This window comes from Robertmurraya sp. GLU-23 (genome assembly GCF_052983275.1).
This window is the reverse complement of record NZ_JBRKCV010000003.1, coordinates 133173-153458: the sequence shown is the minus strand read 5'-3', so window position 1 is coordinate 153458 and position 20286 is coordinate 133173. Positions and strand designations below refer to the sequence as shown.

The following is a 20286-nucleotide window of genomic DNA, read 5'->3' as shown; positions in this document are numbered from 1 at the left end:
AAACCACCTATCTTCCGTTCCAATAGGTGATTTTATTTTTTCAGCTTCTTATTAATTTTATCCATTAATTCTTCTTCTGTTAGCGCTGCAAGGGGACGGTTATTCACAAATGCGAATGTTTTCTTTCTCCCTGGTCCGCAGTATGATTGACAGCCAATTTCAATTGTTGCCTCAGGATCGATGTCCTTTAAGCGAGGAACCAACGTTTTTAAATTTACGGCCTGACAATCGTCACACACACGAAATTCATTTGCCATCTATATTACAACCCTTTCTTCGGTGCAAACTAAGCCAATTAAACTCTTTTTAATAATCTAAACGGTATTTTACCGTTTCTTTTCTTCTAATGCAAGCTGTAATCCTTAGCCGATTATCCATAAAAAACCTGTCTATCTAGTGAAATCTCAATTTTTTTCAAAAAAACTCTACTATCCTTGCAATCAATTTGTATAAAACCTGCCACATGTGGTCATGCTTTAACTAAGAACTTGAAAATGTAATTTTCGTTAGGGAGTTGAGTAGAATGAAAGTTAGACAAGACGCGTGGACAGATGAAAATGATTTATTACTAGCCGAAACGGTTTTACGACATGTAAGAGAAGGAAGCACACAGCTAAATGCTTTTGAAGAGGTTGGGGACAAGCTTAATCGTACCTCTGCAGCATGTGGTTTCCGCTGGAATGCCGTTGTAAGACATCGCTATGAAAAAGCATTACAATTAGCGAAAAAGCAACGAAAGCAGCGTCAAAGAATACTAGGAAAAGACCAAGGTGGGAAAAAGAAACTATTATACTCACCACCAGTTCCAACACTAGAAGAAGTTGGTCCCATTGCAGCAGCTGAAGTAGAAACTTATGAAGTACCAAATTTCTCTGAAGAAATGGCCATTGAACCAGCAGAAATCGCGCAAAGCGTTACACAAGTAGCCTTACCAAGCCCGGCAGCATCACAAATGCCATCTTCAAGAGAGATGAATATGGAAACCGTCATCTCTTATCTCCGATCACTAGGTGGGTCCAATATTCAAGTGGATATTTTAAAAAGTGAGAATGAGAGACTGAAGCGCGAAATTGCTTCATTAAAAAGACGCAATGAAGAACTAGAAGGAAAGATAAACCATCTCGAGCAAAATACAGAAATTATCCAAGAAGATTACGAGACATTAATGAAAATCATGAATCGTGCTCGTAAACTAGTGGTGTTAGAGGAAGAAGAAGAACGTCCTGCCACTAAATTTAAGATGGATCGAAATGGAAATCTTGAAAAAATCGCAGAATAACGAAATGCGGAAGCGCCCGTATAGTGACGTATGGACTGGAGCACTCTGACTGAGATAAAGGAAACACGGAGAGCGTAAGCGTTCCGATGTTGACTTATCGTAGGGAAGAGAGCGAAGTACACTAGTCGCTGGGCGCTGGAGCTAGACACTGTTCAAAGTTCAAAAATTTATATTTTCTTTTAAACATAGAGACTTATTTTGGGAGAGTAGGCAATAATATCTCTTAGTTGAAAAGCCGTACCTGCATAGGGTACGGCTTTTGTACTTCTCTTTATTCATTCGCCTCAACTAAAAATTTATCATTCCGCTCTACCACTCTTAAGACATAAGAATCAAGCATTTGCAATTCTTCGTCCGTTAACACTCCTGCCTGTAAGAGTCCTGCCTTCTTTTTCAAGGTGAGCAAGAGCCTTAACATCACATCTTGAACCGAAAGTGAAACACCAAACAACTCAGACAAAGAGGCCATGACCTCTGGCTCTATTTTTGGATAAGAGAACTTCGTCTCCTCCCCTTGAATGGCCCGACTGTAAAACTCTTGTATGACCTTGGCACGTTCGCTTCCACTTCCCGTAACGCAAAGATAGATTTGTACTGCCACGCCGCCTCGTAAACGTCGCTGGGAGATTCCAGCAAACTTTTTTCCAGCAATGCTTAAGTCATAACTTCCTGGACAGTAAGAACCTACAATTTCACGAGCCTCAATCGAACGGTCAAAATCAGCAAACATCTCTTGAACAAGCGTCCACATCGCATCATATCCTCGATTGATATCGATTCCCTTTTCCTGTTCTGGGAGAATAATTGATAGATTTAGAACCCCCTCATCAAGTACAACAGCTAATCCACCTGAATTACGAACGATATACTCGTAGCTTTGGTCTTTCAAGTACTCTAGTCCATCACTTATAAAAGGCAATCTAGTATCTTGGATTCCGAGTACGATGGTATCAGCATGAACCCAAGCTCGAACCGTTGCAGGTGCTCCCTTTGTACCAATCGAGGCGCAGAGTGTATCATCATACCCGAACGAATGAAGAGCACTCATATGAAGTCCCGTACTTGATTGATCAATTATTCGCCATATAGGCTGGTTTAATAGCTTCTGCGCTTCTTCCATCGTTTCCGTCACCTCTTGTTTTCTTGCCTTTATTTTACCATAGAAAAGAGCCAGCTAAAAAACTGGCTCACAATCATTATTGACTTAATGCTTGGGCAGCTGTGATTAATGACAGCTTGTATACATCTTCTTCATTACAACCGCGAGAAAGATCATTTACGGGGCGGTTTAAGCCTTGTAAAATAGGTCCAACCGCTTCAAAGTTTCCTAAACGCTGTGCAATTTTATACCCAATATTACCAGCTTCTAGGCTTGGGAAAACAAATACGTTCGCATCCCCTTGAATCACTGAGTCTGGAGCTTTTTTCCTTGCTACAGAAGGAACAAATGCAGCGTCAAATTGGAATTCTCCATCTAATACTAGAAGAGGATCTCTTAGCTTTGCTTCTTGAACAGCAGCAGATACCTTTTCCGTTTCTGGAGATTTCGCAGAACCCTTTGTTGAGAAGCTTAGCATCGCCACTCTTGGCTCGATATCAAACATTCTTGCTGTTTTTGCACTTTCTACTGCGATTTCCGCTAAGTCTTGTGCATCTGGCGCAATGTTGATCGCACAATCTGCAAACACATACTTTTCATCTTCACGTACCATAACAAATACACCTGATGTTTTACGAACGCCTTCTTTTGTTTTGATGATTTGAAGCGCAGGTCTTACCGTATCAGCCGTTGAATGGGCTGCACCACTTACTAGTCCATCCGCTTTGTTTGAATAAACAAGCATCGTTCCAAAGTAATTTTCATCAAGTAAAATCTTGCGTGCATCCTCTTCAGTTACCTTCCCTTTTCTTCTCTCGATAAAGGATGCCACTAGCTCATCCATCATCGCAAATTGACTTGGGTCGTAGATTTCAGCCTTCTCTAGAGACACGCCTAATTCTTTCGCCTTCGTTTCAATTGCTTCTATATTTCCTATTAAAATAGGCGTTAATACATTCTCTTCAGCTAAACGTCCAGCTGCACTAATAATTCTTTCGTCTAGACCTTCAGGAAAAACGATCTTAATGTTTTGTCCACTTACTTTTTCCTTCAGTCCTGTAAATAGGTCGCTCATGACGAATCCTCCCTTATGTACTATACCTTTAGCATACGCTTACCACATAAAATTTCAACTATTTCACAGATTGTTACCGTTTCCACCTAAAAAGTTTTTGTTTTCTGAATAATCCACAAAATACTTATCTTCTTTACTATCTGCAATTCTCATTAAAAATATCCTTTTTTAATCATACCATCGTGAAAATTCAGGTTTTATTCACACGTTTCCTGGTGAAACTATGGTATAGTATGTTTTGTACATTATAATAATTCTAATGAGGAGTGAAACAAATGGCAGAAGCAGCACAAACCCTTGATGGCTGGTATTGTTTACATGACTTCCGTACAATTAATTGGAGTGCTTGGAAATTACTATCAAGCGACGACAGACAAACCGCTATTCATGAATTTTTAGGTTTAGTAGAAAAATGGAATGCCACTCAAGATAAGAAAGAGGGCAGCCATGCTTTATATACAATTGTTGGTCAAAAAGCTGATTTTATGATGATGATTTTACGCCCAACGATGGAAGAGTTAAATGAAATCGAAACAGAATTCAGTAAGACCATGCTTGCGGAATATACCATTCCAGCTCATTCATACGTTTCTGTTGTTGAGCTAAGCAATTATCTTCCAGCTGATCAGGATCCTTATCAAAGCCCTGAAATCCTTGCTCGTTTGTATCCAACTCTACCAAAAGCGAAGCATGTGTGCTTCTATCCAATGGACAAGCGTCGCCAAGGCAATGACAACTGGTATATGCTACCGATGGAAGAGCGCCGTACAATGATGCGCAGCCACGGCATGATCGGTCGACAGTATGCAGGAAAAGTGAAGCAGATTATTACAGGATCTGTTGGCTTCGACGATTACGAATGGGGCGTAACACTGTTCTCAGATGATGTACTACAATTTAAAAAACTCGTATACGAAATGCGCTTCGATGAAGTTAGTGCACGTTACGGTGAATTCGGTGCCTTCTTTGTAGGAAATTTATTAGAAATTGATCGTCTACATAGCTTCTTACACGTTAATTAAATTATGTTTGGCCCTCTAGCTTCGGCTAGAGGGTTTTTTGTATTACCTAGGAATAAAAGAATTTCTCTTCACATACGAATGAATTAGTGAGCTTTTCCTTTTAATTGACCCTTTCATCTCACCACAGAAGGTACAACACGAAGAGAGGTGAAATTTATGGGTGTGATCCCTTACACAGAAGAACATGTAAAGCTGTTGGCCCGATTAATTCGAGCTGAAGCGGAAGGTGAAGGAAACTTAGGTATGCTAATGGTTGGAAATGTTGGTGTGAATAGAGTTAGAGGACAATGTCTGGATTTTAAAGACATACGCAACTTGCAAAAAATGGTTTTTCAGCGTCCTGGTGGTTTTGAGGCAACCATCAAGGGCTATTTTTACCAAGCTCCCCGGGAAAATGAAATCAAACTTGCTAGACGCGTGATAAAAGGGGAACGTTTCCATCCTGCCTCCAATTCTTTATGGTTTTTCAGACCTACAGGTTCTTGCCCTGCCCAATGGTATAACCAATGGAATACAGGCCGGCATAAACAGCACTGCTTCTTCAGTCCATCTCAGCAGGATTGTCCGAAAGTATATTAAATGTGTTTACTAATGGAGGGATTTTCTTTGTCACAAAATTATGATCCAAATGCTTTTTACAGACAAACAGGGTATCAACAACCTTATTTCGGAGCCCCTGTCCAGCCCACTGCACCAAAATATCCGACAGCAGGCCAAGTAGCAGGCGCTGGAACCGGTGTGCCTACATACGGTGCACCACCACAAGCATATCCTACTATGCCAGCGGGCTCAACGATTCCACCAGCAGGCGCTGTTCCTGGATACACAGGTGCCTTTAACGCGCCATCAGCTGGTCCTCAAGTACCAGGTATGCTACCGCTTGAGGAGTCATATATCGAAAACATCTTCCGCCTAAACAAAGGAAAGCTAACTACCGTTTACACCAATTTTGACGGAAACGATGAGGGTCTATCTAGAACCTTTAAGGGAATTATTGAAGCTGCTGGCCGCGACCATTTAATTTTAAGTGACCCGCAAACAGGAATGAGATATTTAATTCCGATGGTCTACTTCGCGTACGCAACATTTGATGAGGAACTTGAGTATGATTATCCTGGCTATGTTCCTGGATTAGCTTCTTATCCGCCCCGCTAATAACATATAAAAACAGGAGCATCCTCCAAATGCAGGATGCTCCTCGTTGTTTACAAATATTTTACCGCTGCTACTATGATTAAAATCCATGCAGCTAAAAACGACAAGCCTCCTAATGGTGTAATCGCACCAAGGATGCTTATTTTCGTTAATGTCATGACGTACAAACTACCTGAGAAAAGAATGATACCAATTAACATCATCCAGCCTGACCATGATAAAAGCGAATTAGCCGGCAAGCGTCCAAGCAACACACCTACAATCAGTAATCCGGTAGCATGAAACATTTGATACGTTACTCCCGTTTTCCAAATCTCTAAGTATTTTTGCTCCACTCGACCTTCTAGACCATGTGCGCCGAAGGCCCCTAATGCTACTGCTAAAAAAGCATTAATGGCACCAATAATAATAAATGTTTTCAACCTCTCCACCCCATTATGTTAAAAATCAAACAGTGAATCTCCATTACTTTCATCATCTATTTGCAGCTTTTTCGGCTGTGTTTGAAGGGGTGAAGGAGTTAGAATTTGCTTCTCGTTTGTTGGAATAATAGGATTCGCTCGCGGTAGCTCACGTGTGGTCTCACCCATTTGACTTTCAAGGACAAGCTCGCATAACGTTTTAATCGCTTGAACTCGTTCTCTCACTTGTGAGTTTGTTCCACTTGATTTGGCTGCCTGCAGCTCCTGGTCCATTTTTAAAAGTAGCTTTTGCACACTAATATCCAATTCGTTCACCTCATACCCTTGTCTACCCTATAGTATACGACCTGTCACGGATTTTTCCAAAGAATAGCGTTACTTTTTCTCAAAACGTAGGCAAGCCTGTCCCGAAGCCTTCATTACTTCAACCGACGGAAGCTGCCTGGTTTTAAACCCAAATGCTTTACATCCTTTTGGAAAATGAGGGTCCCAGGTCACGTAGAAATACTGACACTTAAAGCAGTCCTTTTTTTCCACCTTCATGTGATCCACCTTTTTCATTTAATTGTCCAATCAATCTCTGTGTAGCCGTTCTCTTTCAGCCAGCCATTTGCCTTTGAAAACGGTCGGCTCCCAAAGAAACCACGATGAGCTGAAAGCGGGCTTGGATGAGGAGCTTCAATGATAAAATGATGATCGGAAATCAACTTCTTTTTCTCTTGTGCTGGTTTCCCCCATAACAAAAACACCATCGGTTTCTCTCTCTCACTAAGCTTTTTAATCACTGCATCGGTAAAGATTTCCCAGCCTATTTTTTTATGAGAATGTGCCTGACCCGCTCGAACGGTTAAAACGGTGTTTAATAGAAGAACCCCTTCATCGGCCCATTTTTTTAAATATCCTTGGTTTGGTACGGGGGTGCCTACATCACTCTGCAACTCTTTGAAAATATTTTTTAACGATGGTGGCGTTGGAACACCAGGGAGAACTGAGAAGCTCAGGCCATGAGCTTGCTCTGGTCCATGATAAGGATCCTGACCAAGTATGACGACTTTCACCTGCTCATACCTTGTGTACTGTAATGCAGAAAAGATATGCTCTCTTTTCGGATAGATCGTATACCGTTCATACTCCTCTTCAATCAGGTGTACGAGCTTTGTGAAGTATTCCTTTTTAAACTCGTCCCCGATGTAAGACTCCCAGCCATTCCAATTACTCTTCATACGTGATCACCGCGCGATATCCAAGTGCTGAGAAAAATTCCGTTAATGTTTTCTCTGCATTTTGTTCTGCCACCTGTATGAGTCCTTGAGATAGTGCCTGTTCCTTTATGAGCCCCTTGGCCTCCTCTGCAAGCTCGTAAGCCTCATCCCAATTCACTTCATCCCGAAAGATTCCTTCCACGGAAAACACCTGAGCTTGGTCAAAATCTAGTGTTGGCTCTTGGATAATCGAAGCTTGTGGAAGCTTGATTTCTATTGTTTTTTCTTCTTCATTTACGTGGAGATTGGATGGGGTGATTCCAGTTAAGTCCACTCCCGCTGTAACTGTACCTGGAATAATAAGAAGGAACTTTCTCTTTGTTCCTGGAAGATTCGTACTAATTTCCTTCCCAAATAGCTGATTGTCCTCTTTTTCAATAACTGCCTTTACATACGCCTGTGCTGACGCAAGTGACGACAAGTCTTTTATTTGCTCTATAAAACTACCTTTTTGTACGGTAGCTTGATTGGTTCCTTTTATCGCAAAAACGGCTCCGATTATGACTAGAATGAAAATGGCCATTCCTATTAGCTTCCATGCTAATGATTTCGGAATCACTCTCGCTTTTGATTGATTATGATATTGTAGCTCATTGAATGTTATTGAGGCCGCCATTTGCTGCTTCGCTTCCGTAAGTTCCTTCTGCAAGGCCTCTAATTGCGCCTGTACTTCTTTCTCGTTCATCTTCACCCTCCTTACAAACTTCTAAATTTTATTATAACGGCTGCCGAGGGAATTTGTAGAATTTTGCAGAAAGAAGTCGTTTAGAAGATATTAGTAGATTAAATAAGATGGCTTGTCCTTAATTGAGTAACCAGCAAAAGTGAAATAAGCGGAGAATTTCCGGTTAGATGCAGAATGGAGCCTCGTTTGGGGGTAAATAAGGGGAGGTTTTCCGCTTATGCAAAGCAAAATCTTCTATTTTCGTAGTTTTTGAGCCAATAGGCGGAATCTCTCCTTCTATTTAGGCCTTTTTTAATCATAATCACTATTTAAGCGGAAGTTCTCCGTTTATTTATCAGCTCGAGGCTTAACCTGATCCCCAATCCGATAAGCGCGGCCCCTCTTGAACCTAGATATGGGAATAGAAATGTTAATACATAAAGAAAAGACGTATTCATACGTCTTTCTTGTGTCTTTTAATAAGTAAGCACTCAAAAAGCGTCTCTCCAACTACCAAACTACCCCAACAATCTCTGATAAATCGACCGTGCCTGACTCATATCCTTCGTTCCATGAACAAGTCCTCTTCCGTCTTTAAAAAGAACCACACGCTGCTCGTCCATTTCAACCGAAAGCAAATATGGATTTGCCTTCACCACGTACCCCAGCTGAACTAGACGACTCGATAAGTCCGCTAGATCTAGTTCACTTTGTCGTGGTGGCCGAATTTGCACCGTATCACGACCACAGAGTACCGTTGAGCGTGAAAGATTTTCCTTATCCAAATACGGATACTCGCGAAGTTCGCCACATGACAAGCAGCCTGGATCCTTTCCTTTACCCATTTTCATGTTCGTATACTGATTTCGCCATAAATCAAAGCTTGCGAATGAATCACGAACCGCCTCCCAATCCTCCACAAGAATCTTCAGCACTTCTGCCGACTGATGAGCAATGACCATCTGCACAGCCGGTCCAATGATTCCTCCTGTATCACAGGTCATTCCTTGAATAGGGATTCTTTTCAGCAAACAATTTAAGCACGGAGTTTTGCCTGGAATAATCGTAAAGCTCATGCCAAAGCTCCCAACACAAGCGCCATAGATCCAAGGGATTTTGTACTTTTGAGAAATATCGTTAATGGCCATTCGCGTTTCAAAATTATCCGTCGCATCCAAGATCAAGTCCACATCCGCAACAAGCTCCTCTAAGATGTCAGGCGATGCATCGCCAACAATCGGCACAATCTCAACCTCACTATTAATGGCACGCAATCTCTTTTCAGCTGCAATCGCCTTTGGAAGCTTCTCTCGAACATCTTCTTCTGTGTACAGCTGCTGTCTTTGCAGATTGCTTGCTTCCACATAATCTCGATCCACAATCGTTAGCTTCCCAACTCCCGCGCGCGTAAGCACTTCACCATTTCCCGACCCAAGTGCACCGGCACCAATCATCAGCACATGCTTAGATCTCAGCTTGTCCTGTCCACTTTTTCCAATCGGCGAAAAAAGAATTTGCCTTGAATACCGATCATCCATGCTTCAAACCTCCTTTCTCTGTCCGGCTACTCTTTTCTAATCATCCTCCACTCACAGGAGGTATAAACGCAACCACATCTCCATCACTCAGCACATCTTCGTCACCAGCAAACTCTTCGTTTACTGCTGCCATAACCGTATCCAAATTCACTCCATACTGCTCGCTTAAAATTGCTTTAGCCTCCGCAATTGTTTTTCCAGTAAGGTCTACCCCTACCGATTCTTCTCCAACCGCATCACGCAAATGAGCGAAAAACATGACTTTATTCATTTAGATCACTCTCCTCTGGTTTTCCTTTTGGATAAGCAACCGTTTCAAGTTGATTTCCGATCCATTCTTCTCCGTCTTCCCAATGCTCTTTTTTCCAAATGGGAACGATCTCCTTGATTCGTTCGATTGCGTAACGATTAGCTTCGTATGCATCCGCACGATGTGGAGTAGATACAGCAATAACAACAGCTATATCCGTGATTTCAAGCTTACCTACTCGGTGCGATATCGCCACCTTTGCCCCCGGCCAGCGCTCTTCGATTTCACGTCCAATTTGCTCCAGCTTTTTAACAGCCATGCTCTCATATGCTTCATAAATTAAGTATAAAGTCTTTTTCCCAGCGGTTAGCTCCCTTACCGTTCCAATAAACGTGGTAATGGCTCCCGCTTCCCTTTGAACGACTTTGTCAATAATCGATTGCGTATCAAGGGGCTCTTTCGATATTTCAAAATTCATGTTTGCACCTACTTCCGTTCTATCTTGTCTTAAGATTGTATCATATTCCCTCGCTCTTCTCACAAAACGAGTTCCCATCACAATCTAGCTTTAACGCTTTTTCATACTCTATCTGATTATTCATATTAAAAACATCCGTATTCTTCACTAGGATGCCTTCTCTGCTCAAGATATCTTCTGAAATATAGTTCACATGAAGATTCTGAAACAGGCTCATGATACGAAGCTCGTTCTTCTCTAAAGACTGCGAAACTGCTTGTAAAACATCCTTTCGATATGCACCAAATAGAGGATGCATTCGACCTTCAAGTTTTGGAATGGCTGCTTGATAGTCTTCTAACTCCTCTAGTAAAAATTCCCCCAGGCATGAAGAGATAAACGGCATATCACAGGCCACGATTAAGTTTTTCTCGAACCTGGAAGCTTTAAGTCCTGCTTGTATGCCTGCAAGGGGACCTTTCCCTTTTTGCTCGTCTTCAACCATCGGTATGTTCAAATATTCATAAGTATGAAATGTGTTGGTAACGATGAGTAGCTCATCCGTGATTTTTTCAAGTTCATTTTTAATTCTTTCGATGACTCGTACACCGTCAATCATCATCAATGCCTTGTTTTGCCCCATTCGACTTGATTGACCACCTGCTAAAATAATCCCTGTTCTGCTCAGGCTCTTCGTCCACCTTTCTTTAAGAATATATTCCTCTATTTTAATATGGAAAGAGGAGAAAGACTATTAAGTCTGTTCGCCTTTATTTACAAATTCAGCACAGTTTATCACTAATTTAGGTAACCGAAAGAAAATACTAGAAACATCTGGGAAACTAGACTATGATTAGAAAAATAAAGCTCATAGGAGGTTCAACACAATGACATTAAAAAAGGTAATGACAATCGCTGGTTCTGACACAAGCGGAGGCGCTGGCATTCAAGCGGATTTAAAAACATTCCAGGAGCTTGGCGTGTATGGAATGACCGCTCTAACAACGATTGTAACGATGGATCCGAAAAATCATTGGCATCACCATGTGTTTCCCATTGCGATTGAAACGCTAGAAGCACAGCTTGAAACGATTCTTTCTGTAGGAATCGATGCGATGAAGACAGGCATGTTAGGAACGGTGGAAATCATTGAGCTAGCTGCTAAGGTAATTGATGAGAACCAGCTTCAAACCGTCGTTATTGATCCAGTTATGGTATGTAAAGGGGAAGACGAAGTATTGCATCCAGAGACGACCGATGCTCTTCGTGAAATCCTTGTACCACGTGCAACAGTTGTCACTCCAAATCTATTTGAAGCCAGTCAGCTTGCACAAACCGCTCCTCTTCGTACGATTGAAGATATGAAGCAAGCAGCGGTAAAAATTCATGCACTTGGTGCCAAGTATGTATTAATTAAGGGTGGAAGTAAGCTACATCACGAAAAAGCAGTCGACCTTCTGTTTGATGGGGAGGAATTTACTTTACTAGAAAGTGAAAAAATTGATACCACTTATATTCATGGCGCAGGCTGCACTTACTCTTCAGCTATTACAGCCGAGCTTGCAAAAGGAAAATCGGTGAAGGAAGCTGTTGCTACAGCAAAGGACTTCATTACAGCGGCAATCGCACATGGATTTAAGTTAAATGAGTATGTTGGACCAACAATGCACGGTGCGTACCGTACTTTTGGTGCAAAAGTGAATGCATAATAAAGAGAGCCGCTGGAATAGATTCCAGCGGCTTTTCTCCTTTAGATGTCTAGCTCCAGCGCCCAGCAACTAGTGTACTTTCGCTTTTCTTTATTCAAGGCTGTTTTCGTAAAGATTGTTGTTTTGGAAAAATCCCAGAAGCCGGATTTTTCCCCGCATAACGCTGAGTTTATTGGTCTATTTGGAGAGTAGCACTTTTCTAAGAATGATAAAATCCTAATTGGCTGCTGAAACCTATAGTTTAATTCTGAAAAAGTGTGTATATAGCAACAATGTTTTAGAAAAGAGCCTTATTCAAACATACGACCTAAATTCGCCATTTCAATTGCTGAAACTGCTGATTCCCAGCCTTTGTTTCCAGCCTTTGTTCCTGCTCTTTCAATCGCTTGTTCAATCGTATTGGTTGTTAACACACCGAAAATAACGGGAACGCCTGTGTTTAGTGTGGTTGCCTGTACGCCTTTTGCTGCTTCATTACATACAAAATCAAAATGTGGAGTGGCTCCACGAATAACGGTTCCTAATGTGATTACCGCATCATATTTCTTGCTTTGGGCCATTTTTTGGGCGATTAATGGAATTTCAAATGCACCTGGTACCCAAGCCACATCTACATCTTCGTCAGCCACACCGTGTCTTTTCAGAGCATCTTGTGCTCCGCTAAGTAATTTGCTTGTAATAAACTCATTGAAACGACCTACAATGATTCCAACCTTTAACCCACTGCCAACTAAATTTCCTTCAAAGCTTTTTCCCATCATTAATTCCTCCTAGAAGTGTAGTAAATGTCCTAATTTACTTTGTTTTGTTTTTAAATACTTTTCGTTCTCTTCTCGTGATTGCATTTGGATCGGCACACGATCAACAATTTCCAAACCATACCCCTTTAATCCTTTCATTTTTCGAGGATTGTTTGTTAACAGTCGAATTTGGCTAATCCCTAAGTCTTTTAAAATTTGAGCACCAATCCCGTACTCTCGTAAATCGGCCCCAAAGCCAAGCTCCTCATTCGCTTCAACCGTATCGTAGCCTTCCTCTTGAAGCTTGTACGCTCTTAGCTTGTTCAAAAGTCCAAGTCCGCGACCTTCTTGACGTAAATACAGTAACACTCCTGTACCTTCTTGCTCAATTTGGCTTAAAGCCGAATGTAGCTGAGGACCACAGTCGCAACGATACGAACCGAACACATCACCTGTTAAGCATTCAGAGTGAACGCGAACTAGAATTGGTTTGCTAGAGTCAATCGTTCCTTTTACTAAAGCGACATGCTCTTTGCCATCAATGACATTGGAATATCCCACAGCTCGGAATTGACCAAATTCAGTTGGAAGTTCAATTTCCACTTCTCTTTGAATTAAGCGATCTTCGCGATTACGATACTCAATTAAATCTTTAATGGTAATCATTTTGACATTCAGCTTATTGGCAATCTCTTTTAACTGTGGTACACGTGCCATGCTGCCATCTTCATTCATGATTTCACAAATAACCCCTGCTGGTTTTGCGCCTGATAGCATGGCCAAGTCAACAGCTGCCTCCGTATGACCTGCACGCTTCAGTACCCCGCCTTTTTTCGCTATTAGCGGAAAAATATGACCAGGACGTTTAAAATCAGCAGGTTTTGATTCCGGATTGAGCATTTCTAAAATCGTATCCGAACGCTCAAAGGCGGATATCCCTGTCGTAGAGTTTTTATGATCAATACTTACAGTAAAGGCTGTCCCATGCGGATCCGTGTTTCTAGCAACCATCGGCATGAGCTCGAGCTTCTGAGCTAACTCCTCTTCGATTGGAACACAAATCAGCCCTCTACCATGTGTGGCCATTAAATTGATGACCTCAGGCGTTGTTTTTTCCGCTAACGAAATGAAATCTCCTTCGTTTTCTCGGTCTTCATCGTCACACACGATGATGACTTTTCCATTCTTTAAGTCTTCCAATGCTTCTTCAATCGAATTAAACATATCTTTTCCTCCTTATTTAAACCCATTATCCTCTAGAAATTGAGCCGAAAGAGAAGAACTCTTTTGAATGGTTTGAGTTGCTTGTTTGAATAAAAAATGCGAAATGTACTTACTAATCATATCGCACTCAATATTCACGATATCCCCAGCCCCTTTTCGCCCGATAATCGTTTCCGATAACGTGTGTGGAATCAATGAAAGAAGGAAACTCGTTTCTGACACACCAAAAACCGTTAAACTAGTTCCGTCCACTGTAACAGACCCTTTTTCGATTATATAGTGTAAAAGGTCACTCGATACTTCTATCTCGTAGTACACGGCATTGGCAACCTCTCTCTGTTCTTTAATCACTCCGAGACCATCCACATGCCCCGACACGAAGTGACCACCAAACCGTCCGCCAGCTGCCATCGCCCTTTCCAGGTTCACATGGGACCCTGGTTCTACATCTCGCAAGCTGGTCGCCTTAATCGTCTCCGGCATCACATCTACTGTGAATGCGTTAGACGTGAAAGAAGTGACCGTTAAACATACTCCATTCACGGCGATACTGTCGCCAAGCTTTACATCCGTGAGAATATGATTGGCCTCAATCGTTAGCACCGAAGATTGCCCTGTATTCTTTGTATTGGTTACCAGTCCAATTTCCTCAATAATCCCTGTAAACATTTTTCTTGCCTCCTTCCTTGGTCAAGCTACTTATGTCGCTCATTTTACCTTTTCCTACTTGTAGCATTTCCGAAAATCTCGGGATTCTCTCGTGTAAGACCATATCTATTGCTTATGACTGATAGAGACCGAATTTTCATCCATAAGGGTCATAAACAAGCTTTTATGACCTAAAGCATTCTCTTTTTAAAAGCGCACCTGTCATAAACCATAGTTTATGACCTTTTAACCTGAATCTTCAAATGGCAACAAGTCATAACCACTCTTTTATGACCTTTTGCCTCAAATATTCCTTCATGATGGAGTCATAAACAAAAACAAAACCCCGCACCAATTAAGGAACGGGGTCAGAAAAAAGCCAATGTCAAATAAAGGTCTAAAAATGGGTACACTTCACCCATACACATAAACCAAAATTTTTTTTCCTTCTCCCATCCAGACTTTAACTGTCGGCTCTGGAGTTTCACCAGATCCACCGTTTGAATGAACACTCAAACGGGTCACGGACTAAGAAGCTCTTGCTTCATCACCGCCGGTTGGGAATTGCACCCGACCCCGAAGGAATACTATTTAAATTGCTCTCATTATACCCTAAACATTCCGCAAATGAAAAGCTAAAACTCTTACAGACACAATATTGTTTAAAATCAACCAATCCTACTTTTCGCTTTTCCAGCACGTTTTTAGTAATATATAGATTATTATATGTGTTAAAGAAGTGAAGGAGGAAATAAGATGGAGCTTGTCATAGTGGAAGAAGTTCAAAAAGAGCTAAACCGTCTTGCGAACCAAGATGTGTATATACATTTAGAAACGACAAATGGAGCGTATGCGACTCATAATGATGAATCCTTTTTTTCCTCAGGGGCATTTATTCGCAATGCACTGGTGAAATACGAGATTGGTCAAATCAAAGGAAATGGTCCTTATCGCATTGGCTTGAAGCTGAATATTGGCTGGGTTTATGCAGAAGGAATTACTCATTTTGAAGTAGATGATCAAAATAGATTATTAATGGCTGGACACGATTATCAAGGAAAACTAGCAGTTGCTTTCCAAATCAGTCCAACACCATTTGAGTAGAGAGGAGCGCATCATGGAAAAAGAACGTCAAATTTTAGTCATTTTCCCTCATCCTGACGACGAGGCATTTGGTGTTTCAGGCACCCTTGCTTTGCATATTCAAAACGGGACACCTGTCACATATGCTTGCTTAACGCTTGGTGAAATGGGGCGCAATTTAGGGAATCCACCGTTTGCAACAAGAGAATCGCTCCCGCAAATTCGTAAAGTGGAACTTCAAAATGCAGCCAAATCGATTGGAATCCAAGATTTACGCATGCTTGGATATCGCGATAAAACGGTAGAGTTTGAGGATCCTGAAAAATTGGCCGATCATATGGGGGAAATCATTGCCGATGTGAACCCGTCCTTAATCATCACGTTTTACCCAGGATATTCCGTACACCCTGACCACGATGCAACGGGTGCTGCAGTTGTAAACGCGGTCGGTCGATTAGCTCCAGAAAAAAGACCCAAGCTGCACTGTGTCGCTTTTTCTAAAAACTCGTTGGATGAACTTGGAGCACCGGACATCGTAAATGATGTTACTGCAGTATCTGATCAGAAAATTGCCACGATCCAGGCTCATGCGTCACAAACGCAATTAATGATTCAAAATATGGCTGAAAAGCTTAAAGCAAATGATCCCGACATGATTGCTTGGGTTAATAACGAACGTTTCTGGACGTATAAATTTTAAAAACAATGCCCACAGGATTCCTAGTCTGTGGGCACTTTCTTTATCTGTAAACTTCTTCCGCCTCAAGTACTTCTTTTAACTTCTGTAACTGTCCGCCATCTTCATTTTTAATAATTTTGACTAGCTGTTTTTTCGTAAGGAAGCTTAAAAATCCCCCTGTATTCACTTCGGCCACCATCTCTACCTGGGTACCTTCCTCAATGGCCGAAAATGTATAGTGATAAAGGATTTCTACTCCATTTGAAGTACTTTTTGAAGTAAAGGCCGTTGGTCGATTGAACATGGTTATGTGAACTTCCGCTTGTATATGTCTTCTTCTGACTAGCCTTGTTTCTAAGTAACGGCTTCCATGTCCAACTGGTCCATTAGACAATTTCTCCATATCCGTCACAAACGGCAATAGAGTTGTGGCATTTTCTAGGTTTGATAGATAACTAAATACTTCTTCGATCGGTCGGTGAATGATCTCACTTACTCGAAAATCAGCCATTTATTATGCACCTCGGGACGATTGTTTGTCCTTATTATACTAAAATACCGTAAAATATCTGTCGAAAATATTCACAAAATCTCCCTTTTCATTTGAAAAAGTTTCGCTTATGATTGTAATGAGTGATTACTCACTTTTATTTTAAGGAGGGATACACATGAATCCAATTGTCCAAATTGAACAGGTGACAAAGCACTTTGGAAAGCAAGAAGTATTAAAAGGAATTAGTTTAGATATTAACGAGGGAGAAATTTTCGGATTACTTGGTCCATCCGGCGCAGGAAAAACCACCCTCGTGAAGCAGCTTGTGGGCCTTGAGCTCCCTTCAACGGGGAAAAACAAAGTATTTAGCGTCGTGATGCCTTCACTTGAAATCATTTCAAAAATCGGTTATATGGCTCAGTCGGATGCCTTGTACGGAGAACTAACGGCAAGAGAAAATCTTCAATTCTTTGCTTCTTTATACGGAATAAAAAGAGCCCGTCAAAAGGAAAGAATTCAAGCTTGTATGGAGATTGTTCAGCTAACTGACCATATCAATAAACCCGTTTCCAATTACTCAGGAGGAATGAAGCGCCGCCTCTCACTTGCAATTGCCCTTATCCATGAACCAAAGCTATTAATTTTAGATGAACCTACGGTCGGGATTGACCCTGTGCTTCGGAAAAGCATTTGGGAATCCTTTTATGAGTTAAAAAAGCAAGGAGTAACCATTATTGTCACCACACATGTCATGGATGAAGCAGAAAAATGTGATCGATTAGGGATGATAAGAGACGGACACTTAATCGCTGTCGGTACTCCACAAGCACTAAAAGAAAGCATGAACAGTACGAATCTTGAAGATGCCTTTTTGAGCTACGGAGGTGGAAACTGATGCGCGTCATGGCCCTTGTATGGAGAATTTTAAAACAAATTGTTCGTGATAAACGAACGATGCTACTGCTCATTATGGCTCCCATTCTAGTTTTAACGATGCTTCATCTTGTCTTTAATGGAGATAGCTACTCACCAAAGGTTGGTTTTGTTGATCTTCCCACTCCCCTTGTAGAGCAGCTCGATGATGATGAAGCCGCCATCACCCTATACGATACAGCCGACGAAGCAAAGACGGCCTTAAAGAAACGAGATATTGATGGATATGTGAATATGTCAGGAGCCACTCTTCAGCTAACGTTAGAAGGTAGTGACCCCACCATCAATGGAGCAACGATGAAGTGGTTACAGGAGTCACTGAAGTCCATGCAACCTGACTCCTCCGCCGCTATGCTTGAGGTCAACTATCTCCACGGTTCAAGTGAGATGAGCCAGTTTGACTCGTTTGGGCCCGTGTTGCTCGGATTTTTTATCTTCTTTTTCGTATTCCTTATTGCTGGAGTATCCTTTTTACGAGAACGAACGACCGGAACGCTTGAGAGGCTGCTTTGTAGTCCTCTTCGAAAATGGGAAATCGTGGTTGGTTATGTGATCGGCTTTGGAATTTTCACGATGATACAAGCGACCATTATTGCCTCCTATGCCATCTATGTTCTTGGAATGATGATGGAGGGTGCGTTTATTTATGTGCTTGTCATTACCTTACTCTTATCTTTGACCGCTTTAACATTAGGGGTATTGCTTTCAGCCTTCGCAAACAATGAATTGCAAATGATTCAGTTTATTCCGCTTGTCATCGTTCCACAGATCTTTTTCTCTGGATTGTTTAATCTTGAAACGATTTCAGATTATTTAAGCTGGATTGGTCCACTCACTCCCTTGTACTATGGAGCAGACGCCTTAAGAAATGTTATGATAAGAGGGTATGGGTGGGGTGATATTTCATTTGATTTGCTTATGTTAGCAGGATTTTCACTTCTTTTCATGGTTTTAAACATCCTTGCCCTAAAAAAATATCGTTCTATTTAACAAGGAGTTTATATGTCAGATAATCATATGATTGATGAGATTATAGATAAAAACGAGAATCTTACCGAAAAACAAAAGCTCATTCTCGAAGCTGCTATTGAATCCTTCGCTGAAAAAGGCTATGCCGCTACTTCCACGAGTGAAATCGCAAAGAAAGCAGGTGTAGCTGAAGGGACCATTTTCCGCCATTATAAAACAAAAAAAGATCTCTTGTTATCGATTGTTGCTCCTATGATGGCAAAGCTGATTGCACCGTTTGTGATAAAAGACTTGAATAAAGTGTTGAACCAGGATTTTGAAAGCTTAGAAGATTTTTTACGGGCAATGATTCATAATCGGGCCGAGTTTCTAAATGCAAACATTCCCTTGTTCAAAATTGTCCTTCAAGAAATTCCTTTTCAACCAGAACTTCAAAAGCAATTCAAAGAGCATATTGCGATTAAGGTTTACGAAAGAATGGAAGCTATTATCAAGCATTATCAAGAGGCTGGCCAATTGATTGACCTTCCTCCATATCAAGTCGTTCGAATGACAGCTTCCAGTATTTTCGGATTCCTGATCGGGCGCTATCTTCTATTTCCCGAGCTAGATTGGGACGATGAACAAGAAATCGAAGCAACGATTCAATTTATTTTGCATGGATTAGCACCAAAAGAAAAGGCTTGAGGGTTCATTCCTCAAGCCTTTCTGTTTTACTCAGCTAATGCTTGTAGGATCGCTTCTCCTACACCGCTTTCGTCATTTCTCAATGTCACATACGTGCATTGTTCTTTAATATCATCATTGGCATTGCCCATGGCTACTGATCGACCCACCACTCGAAACATGGATAAGTCATTATAATTATCGCCAAGTGCCATCGTATCTTGTAAGGATATTCCCTTTTCTTCTACAAACTCAGCTAATGCAATCCCCTTTTGTGCTTGTGTGTTCATCAACTCTAGATTTCCAAATGCTGAAGAGGTCACTTCTAGATGATCAATTTGCTTAAGCTTTTCCTCGACCTCATCTAAAAAGCTGTGATCCTTATGGAATACTAATAGCTTATAAATGGTTTTTTCTCCGTTTAAAATCGGCTCATAGCTATCCACCATATGAATCAAGCCTTTCTCATATCGATGTTGAGCTTCTTCTTCCACTAATTCTCTTGAAAGCTCAGGATTCGCAGTCGTAAAGATGTCGATAATGATATCAACTCCCTTATCATAATCGACTGTATAAGTACCTTCACTTGTATAAATTTCGTAGTAAATGCCGAATTGATTTAACACGTCTGCTGCTTGTTTTGCGATCTTGTGATCTAGCGGATGAGCCTTGACGACTTCGCCTTCTTTTGTTCGTATCTCTGCTCCATTGGCACAAATAATCGGTAACTGTAAGCCAGACTCTTGTAAAACTGATATAGCCTCTTCATAGGAACGACCCGTTGCAATAACGACTTCTACTCCTGAATTCAGCGCCTTTTGAATCGCCTCGCGGTTCTTTTCGGATACTTCCTGCTTTGAGTTTAATAATGTTCCATCCATATCACTAGCGATGCATTTAATCATAATCGGTTCCACCT

The 20286-nt window shown here is 41.3% G+C and carries 27 protein-coding genes and 1 riboswitch; of the genes, 10 read left to right on the top strand and 17 right to left on the bottom strand.

What is annotated here, in order from left to right; translation table 11 throughout:
• Positions 1-32: 32 nt before the first annotated feature.
• Positions 33-257: a DUF1450 domain-containing protein gene (locus tag ACVBAX_RS08240; RefSeq protein WP_119710294.1), complete on the bottom strand. Its 225-nt coding sequence runs from the start codon at positions 255-257 to the stop codon at positions 33-35.
• A 266-nt stretch (positions 258-523) separates the two neighbouring features.
• Between ACVBAX_RS08240 and ACVBAX_RS08235 the strand changes: the two genes are divergently transcribed.
• Positions 524-1279: an RsfA family transcriptional regulator gene (locus tag ACVBAX_RS08235; RefSeq protein ID WP_447116611.1), complete on the top strand. Its 756-nt coding sequence runs from the start codon at positions 524-526 to the stop codon at positions 1277-1279.
• 271 nt (positions 1280-1550) lie between these two features.
• On the opposite strand, the gene ACVBAX_RS08230 is transcribed toward ACVBAX_RS08235, so the two are convergent.
• Together ACVBAX_RS08230 and pta are read right to left on the bottom strand one after the other, a co-directional pair.
• A complete protein-coding gene (locus ACVBAX_RS08230) occupies positions 1551-2399 on the bottom strand; it encodes a lipoate--protein ligase family protein (RefSeq protein ID WP_447116610.1) in 849 nt (282 codons plus the stop codon).
• A gap of 76 nt (positions 2400-2475) precedes the next feature.
• Complete coding sequence (pta, locus tag ACVBAX_RS08225) at positions 2476-3453, bottom strand: phosphate acetyltransferase (protein WP_447116609.1); 978 nt, start codon at positions 3451-3453, stop codon at positions 2476-2478.
• 275 nt (positions 3454-3728) lie between these two features.
• Here pta and hemQ point away from each other — a divergent pair, with 275 nt between their 5' ends.
• The 3 genes from hemQ to gerQ all read left to right on the top strand — a co-directional run bounded on the left by hemQ (position 3729) and on the right by gerQ (position 5630).
• The gene (hemQ, locus tag ACVBAX_RS08220; RefSeq protein WP_430774453.1) at positions 3729-4475 is read left to right on the top strand and encodes a hydrogen peroxide-dependent heme synthase; all 747 of its coding nucleotides are present in this window, start codon (positions 3729-3731) and stop codon (positions 4473-4475) included.
• Between the two features lie 156 nt (positions 4476-4631).
• Positions 4632-5054: a cell wall hydrolase gene (locus ACVBAX_RS08215; protein WP_447116608.1), complete on the top strand. Its 423-nt coding sequence runs from the start codon at positions 4632-4634 to the stop codon at positions 5052-5054.
• A gap of 27 nt (positions 5055-5081) precedes the next feature.
• On the top strand, positions 5082-5630 hold the full coding sequence (gene gerQ / locus ACVBAX_RS08210; protein ID WP_447116607.1) for a spore coat protein GerQ: 549 nt from the start codon (positions 5082-5084) through the stop codon (positions 5628-5630).
• Between the two features lie 50 nt (positions 5631-5680).
• On the opposite strand, the gene ACVBAX_RS08205 is transcribed toward gerQ, so the two are convergent.
• The 9 genes from ACVBAX_RS08205 to mobA all read right to left on the bottom strand — a co-directional run bounded on the left by ACVBAX_RS08205 (position 5681) and on the right by mobA (position 10866).
• Complete coding sequence (locus tag ACVBAX_RS08205; protein ID WP_447116606.1) at positions 5681-6052, bottom strand: DUF423 domain-containing protein; 372 nt, start codon at positions 6050-6052, stop codon at positions 5681-5683.
• A gap of 18 nt (positions 6053-6070) precedes the next feature.
• Positions 6071-6367, bottom strand: coding sequence for a YwdI family protein (locus tag ACVBAX_RS08200; RefSeq protein WP_447116605.1), 297 nt, complete (start codon positions 6365-6367; stop codon positions 6071-6073).
• 60 nt (positions 6368-6427) lie between these two features.
• Positions 6428-6595 carry a uracil-DNA glycosylase gene (locus ACVBAX_RS08195; protein ID WP_391557972.1) on the bottom strand — a complete coding sequence of 56 codons (168 nt, stop codon included), beginning with the start codon at positions 6593-6595 and terminating at the stop codon, positions 6428-6430.
• 14 nt (positions 6596-6609) lie between these two features.
• Positions 6610-7275, bottom strand: a complete 666-nt coding sequence (locus ACVBAX_RS08190) for a uracil-DNA glycosylase (RefSeq protein WP_447116604.1) — start codon at positions 7273-7275, stop codon at positions 6610-6612.
• On the bottom strand, positions 7265-7999 hold the full coding sequence (locus ACVBAX_RS08185; RefSeq protein ID WP_447116603.1) for a DUF4230 domain-containing protein: 735 nt from the start codon (positions 7997-7999) through the stop codon (positions 7265-7267). The genes ACVBAX_RS08190 and ACVBAX_RS08185 overlap by 11 nt, the downstream gene beginning before the upstream one ends.
• A gap of 497 nt (positions 8000-8496) precedes the next feature.
• Positions 8497-9516: a MoeB/ThiF family adenylyltransferase gene (locus tag ACVBAX_RS08180; protein ID WP_447116602.1), complete on the bottom strand. Its 1020-nt coding sequence runs from the start codon at positions 9514-9516 to the stop codon at positions 8497-8499.
• 40 nt (positions 9517-9556) lie between these two features.
• On the bottom strand, positions 9557-9787 hold the full coding sequence (gene moaD, locus ACVBAX_RS08175; RefSeq protein ID WP_430774445.1) for a molybdopterin converting factor subunit 1: 231 nt from the start codon (positions 9785-9787) through the stop codon (positions 9557-9559).
• A complete protein-coding gene (locus ACVBAX_RS08170; protein ID WP_160545904.1) occupies positions 9780-10244 on the bottom strand; it encodes a molybdenum cofactor biosynthesis protein MoaE in 465 nt (154 codons plus the stop codon). The genes moaD and ACVBAX_RS08170 overlap by 8 nt, the downstream gene beginning before the upstream one ends.
• Before the next feature lie 40 nt (positions 10245-10284).
• Entirely contained in the window at positions 10285-10866 is a 582-nt protein-coding gene (gene mobA / locus ACVBAX_RS08165; RefSeq protein WP_447116601.1) for a molybdenum cofactor guanylyltransferase, read from the bottom strand.
• A 244-nt stretch (positions 10867-11110) separates the two neighbouring features.
• Between mobA and pdxK the strand changes: the two genes are divergently transcribed.
• Positions 11111-11932, top strand: a complete 822-nt coding sequence (pdxK, locus tag ACVBAX_RS08160) for a pyridoxine/pyridoxal/pyridoxamine kinase (protein ID WP_447116600.1) — start codon at positions 11111-11113, stop codon at positions 11930-11932.
• A 290-nt stretch (positions 11933-12222) separates the two neighbouring features.
• Here the strand turns inward: pdxK and ribH are convergent, their stop codons facing one another.
• From ribH to ribE, 3 genes are read right to left on the bottom strand one after another with little or no spacing between them, the layout of a single operon-like run.
• On the bottom strand, positions 12223-12690 hold the full coding sequence (gene ribH / locus ACVBAX_RS08155; protein ID WP_447116732.1) for a 6,7-dimethyl-8-ribityllumazine synthase: 468 nt from the start codon (positions 12688-12690) through the stop codon (positions 12223-12225).
• A 12-nt stretch (positions 12691-12702) separates the two neighbouring features.
• Entirely contained in the window at positions 12703-13896 is a 1194-nt protein-coding gene (locus tag ACVBAX_RS08150; RefSeq protein WP_447116599.1) for a bifunctional 3,4-dihydroxy-2-butanone-4-phosphate synthase/GTP cyclohydrolase II, read from the bottom strand.
• 12 nt (positions 13897-13908) lie between these two features.
• The gene (ribE, locus tag ACVBAX_RS08145) at positions 13909-14565 is read right to left on the bottom strand and encodes a riboflavin synthase (protein WP_447116598.1); all 657 of its coding nucleotides are present in this window, start codon (positions 14563-14565) and stop codon (positions 13909-13911) included.
• Between the two features lie 419 nt (positions 14566-14984).
• A riboswitch (FMN riboswitch) is annotated at positions 14985-15132 on the bottom strand.
• Between the two features lie 168 nt (positions 15133-15300).
• Between ribE and ACVBAX_RS08140 the strand changes: the two genes are divergently transcribed.
• Both ACVBAX_RS08140 and bshB2 read left to right on the top strand, forming a co-directional pair.
• Positions 15301-15648, top strand: coding sequence for a YojF family protein (locus tag ACVBAX_RS08140; RefSeq protein ID WP_119710310.1), 348 nt, complete (start codon positions 15301-15303; stop codon positions 15646-15648).
• Between the two features lie 13 nt (positions 15649-15661).
• Positions 15662-16327 (top strand): bacillithiol biosynthesis deacetylase BshB2, encoded by a 666-nt coding sequence (gene bshB2 / locus ACVBAX_RS08135; protein ID WP_447116597.1) that lies wholly within the window; start codon positions 15662-15664, stop codon positions 16325-16327.
• 40 nt (positions 16328-16367) lie between these two features.
• Here bshB2 and ACVBAX_RS08130 read toward each other — a convergent pair whose 3' ends face one another.
• The gene (locus tag ACVBAX_RS08130; protein ID WP_447116596.1) at positions 16368-16817 is read right to left on the bottom strand and encodes an SRPBCC family protein; all 450 of its coding nucleotides are present in this window, start codon (positions 16815-16817) and stop codon (positions 16368-16370) included.
• 157 nt (positions 16818-16974) lie between these two features.
• Between ACVBAX_RS08130 and ACVBAX_RS08125 the strand changes: the two genes are divergently transcribed.
• From ACVBAX_RS08125 to ACVBAX_RS08115, 3 genes are read left to right on the top strand one after another with little or no spacing between them, the layout of a single operon-like run.
• Positions 16975-17694, top strand: a complete 720-nt coding sequence (locus ACVBAX_RS08125) for an ABC transporter ATP-binding protein (RefSeq protein ID WP_447116595.1) — start codon at positions 16975-16977, stop codon at positions 17692-17694.
• A complete protein-coding gene (locus ACVBAX_RS08120) occupies positions 17694-18722 on the top strand; it encodes an ABC transporter permease (RefSeq protein WP_447116594.1) in 1029 nt (342 codons plus the stop codon). The genes ACVBAX_RS08125 and ACVBAX_RS08120 overlap by 1 nt, the downstream gene beginning before the upstream one ends.
• A gap of 12 nt (positions 18723-18734) precedes the next feature.
• Positions 18735-19388, top strand: coding sequence for a TetR/AcrR family transcriptional regulator (locus tag ACVBAX_RS08115; protein WP_447116593.1), 654 nt, complete (start codon positions 18735-18737; stop codon positions 19386-19388).
• A 26-nt stretch (positions 19389-19414) separates the two neighbouring features.
• On the opposite strand, the gene ACVBAX_RS08110 is transcribed toward ACVBAX_RS08115, so the two are convergent.
• On the bottom strand, positions 19415-20272 hold the full coding sequence (locus ACVBAX_RS08110; RefSeq protein ID WP_447116592.1) for a Cof-type HAD-IIB family hydrolase: 858 nt from the start codon (positions 20270-20272) through the stop codon (positions 19415-19417).
• Positions 20273-20286: the final 14 nt, after the last annotated feature.

Coding starts and splice junctions, on each gene's coding strand:
- ribH (WP_447116732.1), bottom strand. CDS start 12,690: ATGGGAAAAAGCTTTGAAGGAAATTTAGTTGGCAGTGGGTTAAAGGTT.
- ACVBAX_RS08235 (WP_447116611.1), top strand. CDS start 524: ATGAAAGTTAGACAAGACGCGTGGACAGATGAAAATGATTTATTACTA.
- moaD (WP_430774445.1), bottom strand. CDS start 9,787: ATGAATAAAGTCATGTTTTTCGCTCATTTGCGTGATGCGGTTGGAGAA.
- bshB2 (WP_447116597.1), top strand. CDS start 15,662: ATGGAAAAAGAACGTCAAATTTTAGTCATTTTCCCTCATCCTGACGAC.
- ACVBAX_RS08170 (WP_160545904.1), bottom strand. CDS start 10,244: ATGAATTTTGAAATATCGAAAGAGCCCCTTGATACGCAATCGATTATT.
- ACVBAX_RS08190 (WP_447116604.1), bottom strand. CDS start 7,275: ATGAAGAGTAATTGGAATGGCTGGGAGTCTTACATCGGGGACGAGTTT.
- ACVBAX_RS08215 (WP_447116608.1), top strand. CDS start 4,632: ATGGGTGTGATCCCTTACACAGAAGAACATGTAAAGCTGTTGGCCCGA.
- hemQ (WP_430774453.1), top strand. CDS start 3,729: ATGGCAGAAGCAGCACAAACCCTTGATGGCTGGTATTGTTTACATGAC.
- pdxK (WP_447116600.1), top strand. CDS start 11,111: ATGACATTAAAAAAGGTAATGACAATCGCTGGTTCTGACACAAGCGGA.
- ACVBAX_RS08110 (WP_447116592.1), bottom strand. CDS start 20,272: ATGATTAAATGCATCGCTAGTGATATGGATGGAACATTATTAAACTCA.
- ACVBAX_RS08185 (WP_447116603.1), bottom strand. CDS start 7,999: ATGAACGAGAAAGAAGTACAGGCGCAATTAGAGGCCTTGCAGAAGGAA.
- ACVBAX_RS08230 (WP_447116610.1), bottom strand. CDS start 2,399: ATGGAAGAAGCGCAGAAGCTATTAAACCAGCCTATATGGCGAATAATT.
- ACVBAX_RS08125 (WP_447116595.1), top strand. CDS start 16,975: ATGAATCCAATTGTCCAAATTGAACAGGTGACAAAGCACTTTGGAAAG.
- ribE (WP_447116598.1), bottom strand. CDS start 14,565: ATGTTTACAGGGATTATTGAGGAAATTGGACTGGTAACCAATACAAAG.
- ACVBAX_RS08150 (WP_447116599.1), bottom strand. CDS start 13,896: ATGTTTAATTCGATTGAAGAAGCATTGGAAGACTTAAAGAATGGAAAA.
- ACVBAX_RS08240 (WP_119710294.1), bottom strand. CDS start 257: ATGGCAAATGAATTTCGTGTGTGTGACGATTGTCAGGCCGTAAATTTA.
- ACVBAX_RS08120 (WP_447116594.1), top strand. CDS start 17,694: ATGCGCGTCATGGCCCTTGTATGGAGAATTTTAAAACAAATTGTTCGT.
- ACVBAX_RS08115 (WP_447116593.1), top strand. CDS start 18,735: ATGTCAGATAATCATATGATTGATGAGATTATAGATAAAAACGAGAAT.
- ACVBAX_RS08130 (WP_447116596.1), bottom strand. CDS start 16,817: ATGGCTGATTTTCGAGTAAGTGAGATCATTCACCGACCGATCGAAGAA.
- ACVBAX_RS08195 (WP_391557972.1), bottom strand. CDS start 6,595: ATGAAGGTGGAAAAAAAGGACTGCTTTAAGTGTCAGTATTTCTACGTG.
- pta (WP_447116609.1), bottom strand. CDS start 3,453: ATGAGCGACCTATTTACAGGACTGAAGGAAAAAGTAAGTGGACAAAAC.
- mobA (WP_447116601.1), bottom strand. CDS start 10,866: ATGGGGCAAAACAAGGCATTGATGATGATTGACGGTGTACGAGTCATC.
- ACVBAX_RS08180 (WP_447116602.1), bottom strand. CDS start 9,516: ATGGATGATCGGTATTCAAGGCAAATTCTTTTTTCGCCGATTGGAAAA.
- ACVBAX_RS08140 (WP_119710310.1), top strand. CDS start 15,301: ATGGAGCTTGTCATAGTGGAAGAAGTTCAAAAAGAGCTAAACCGTCTT.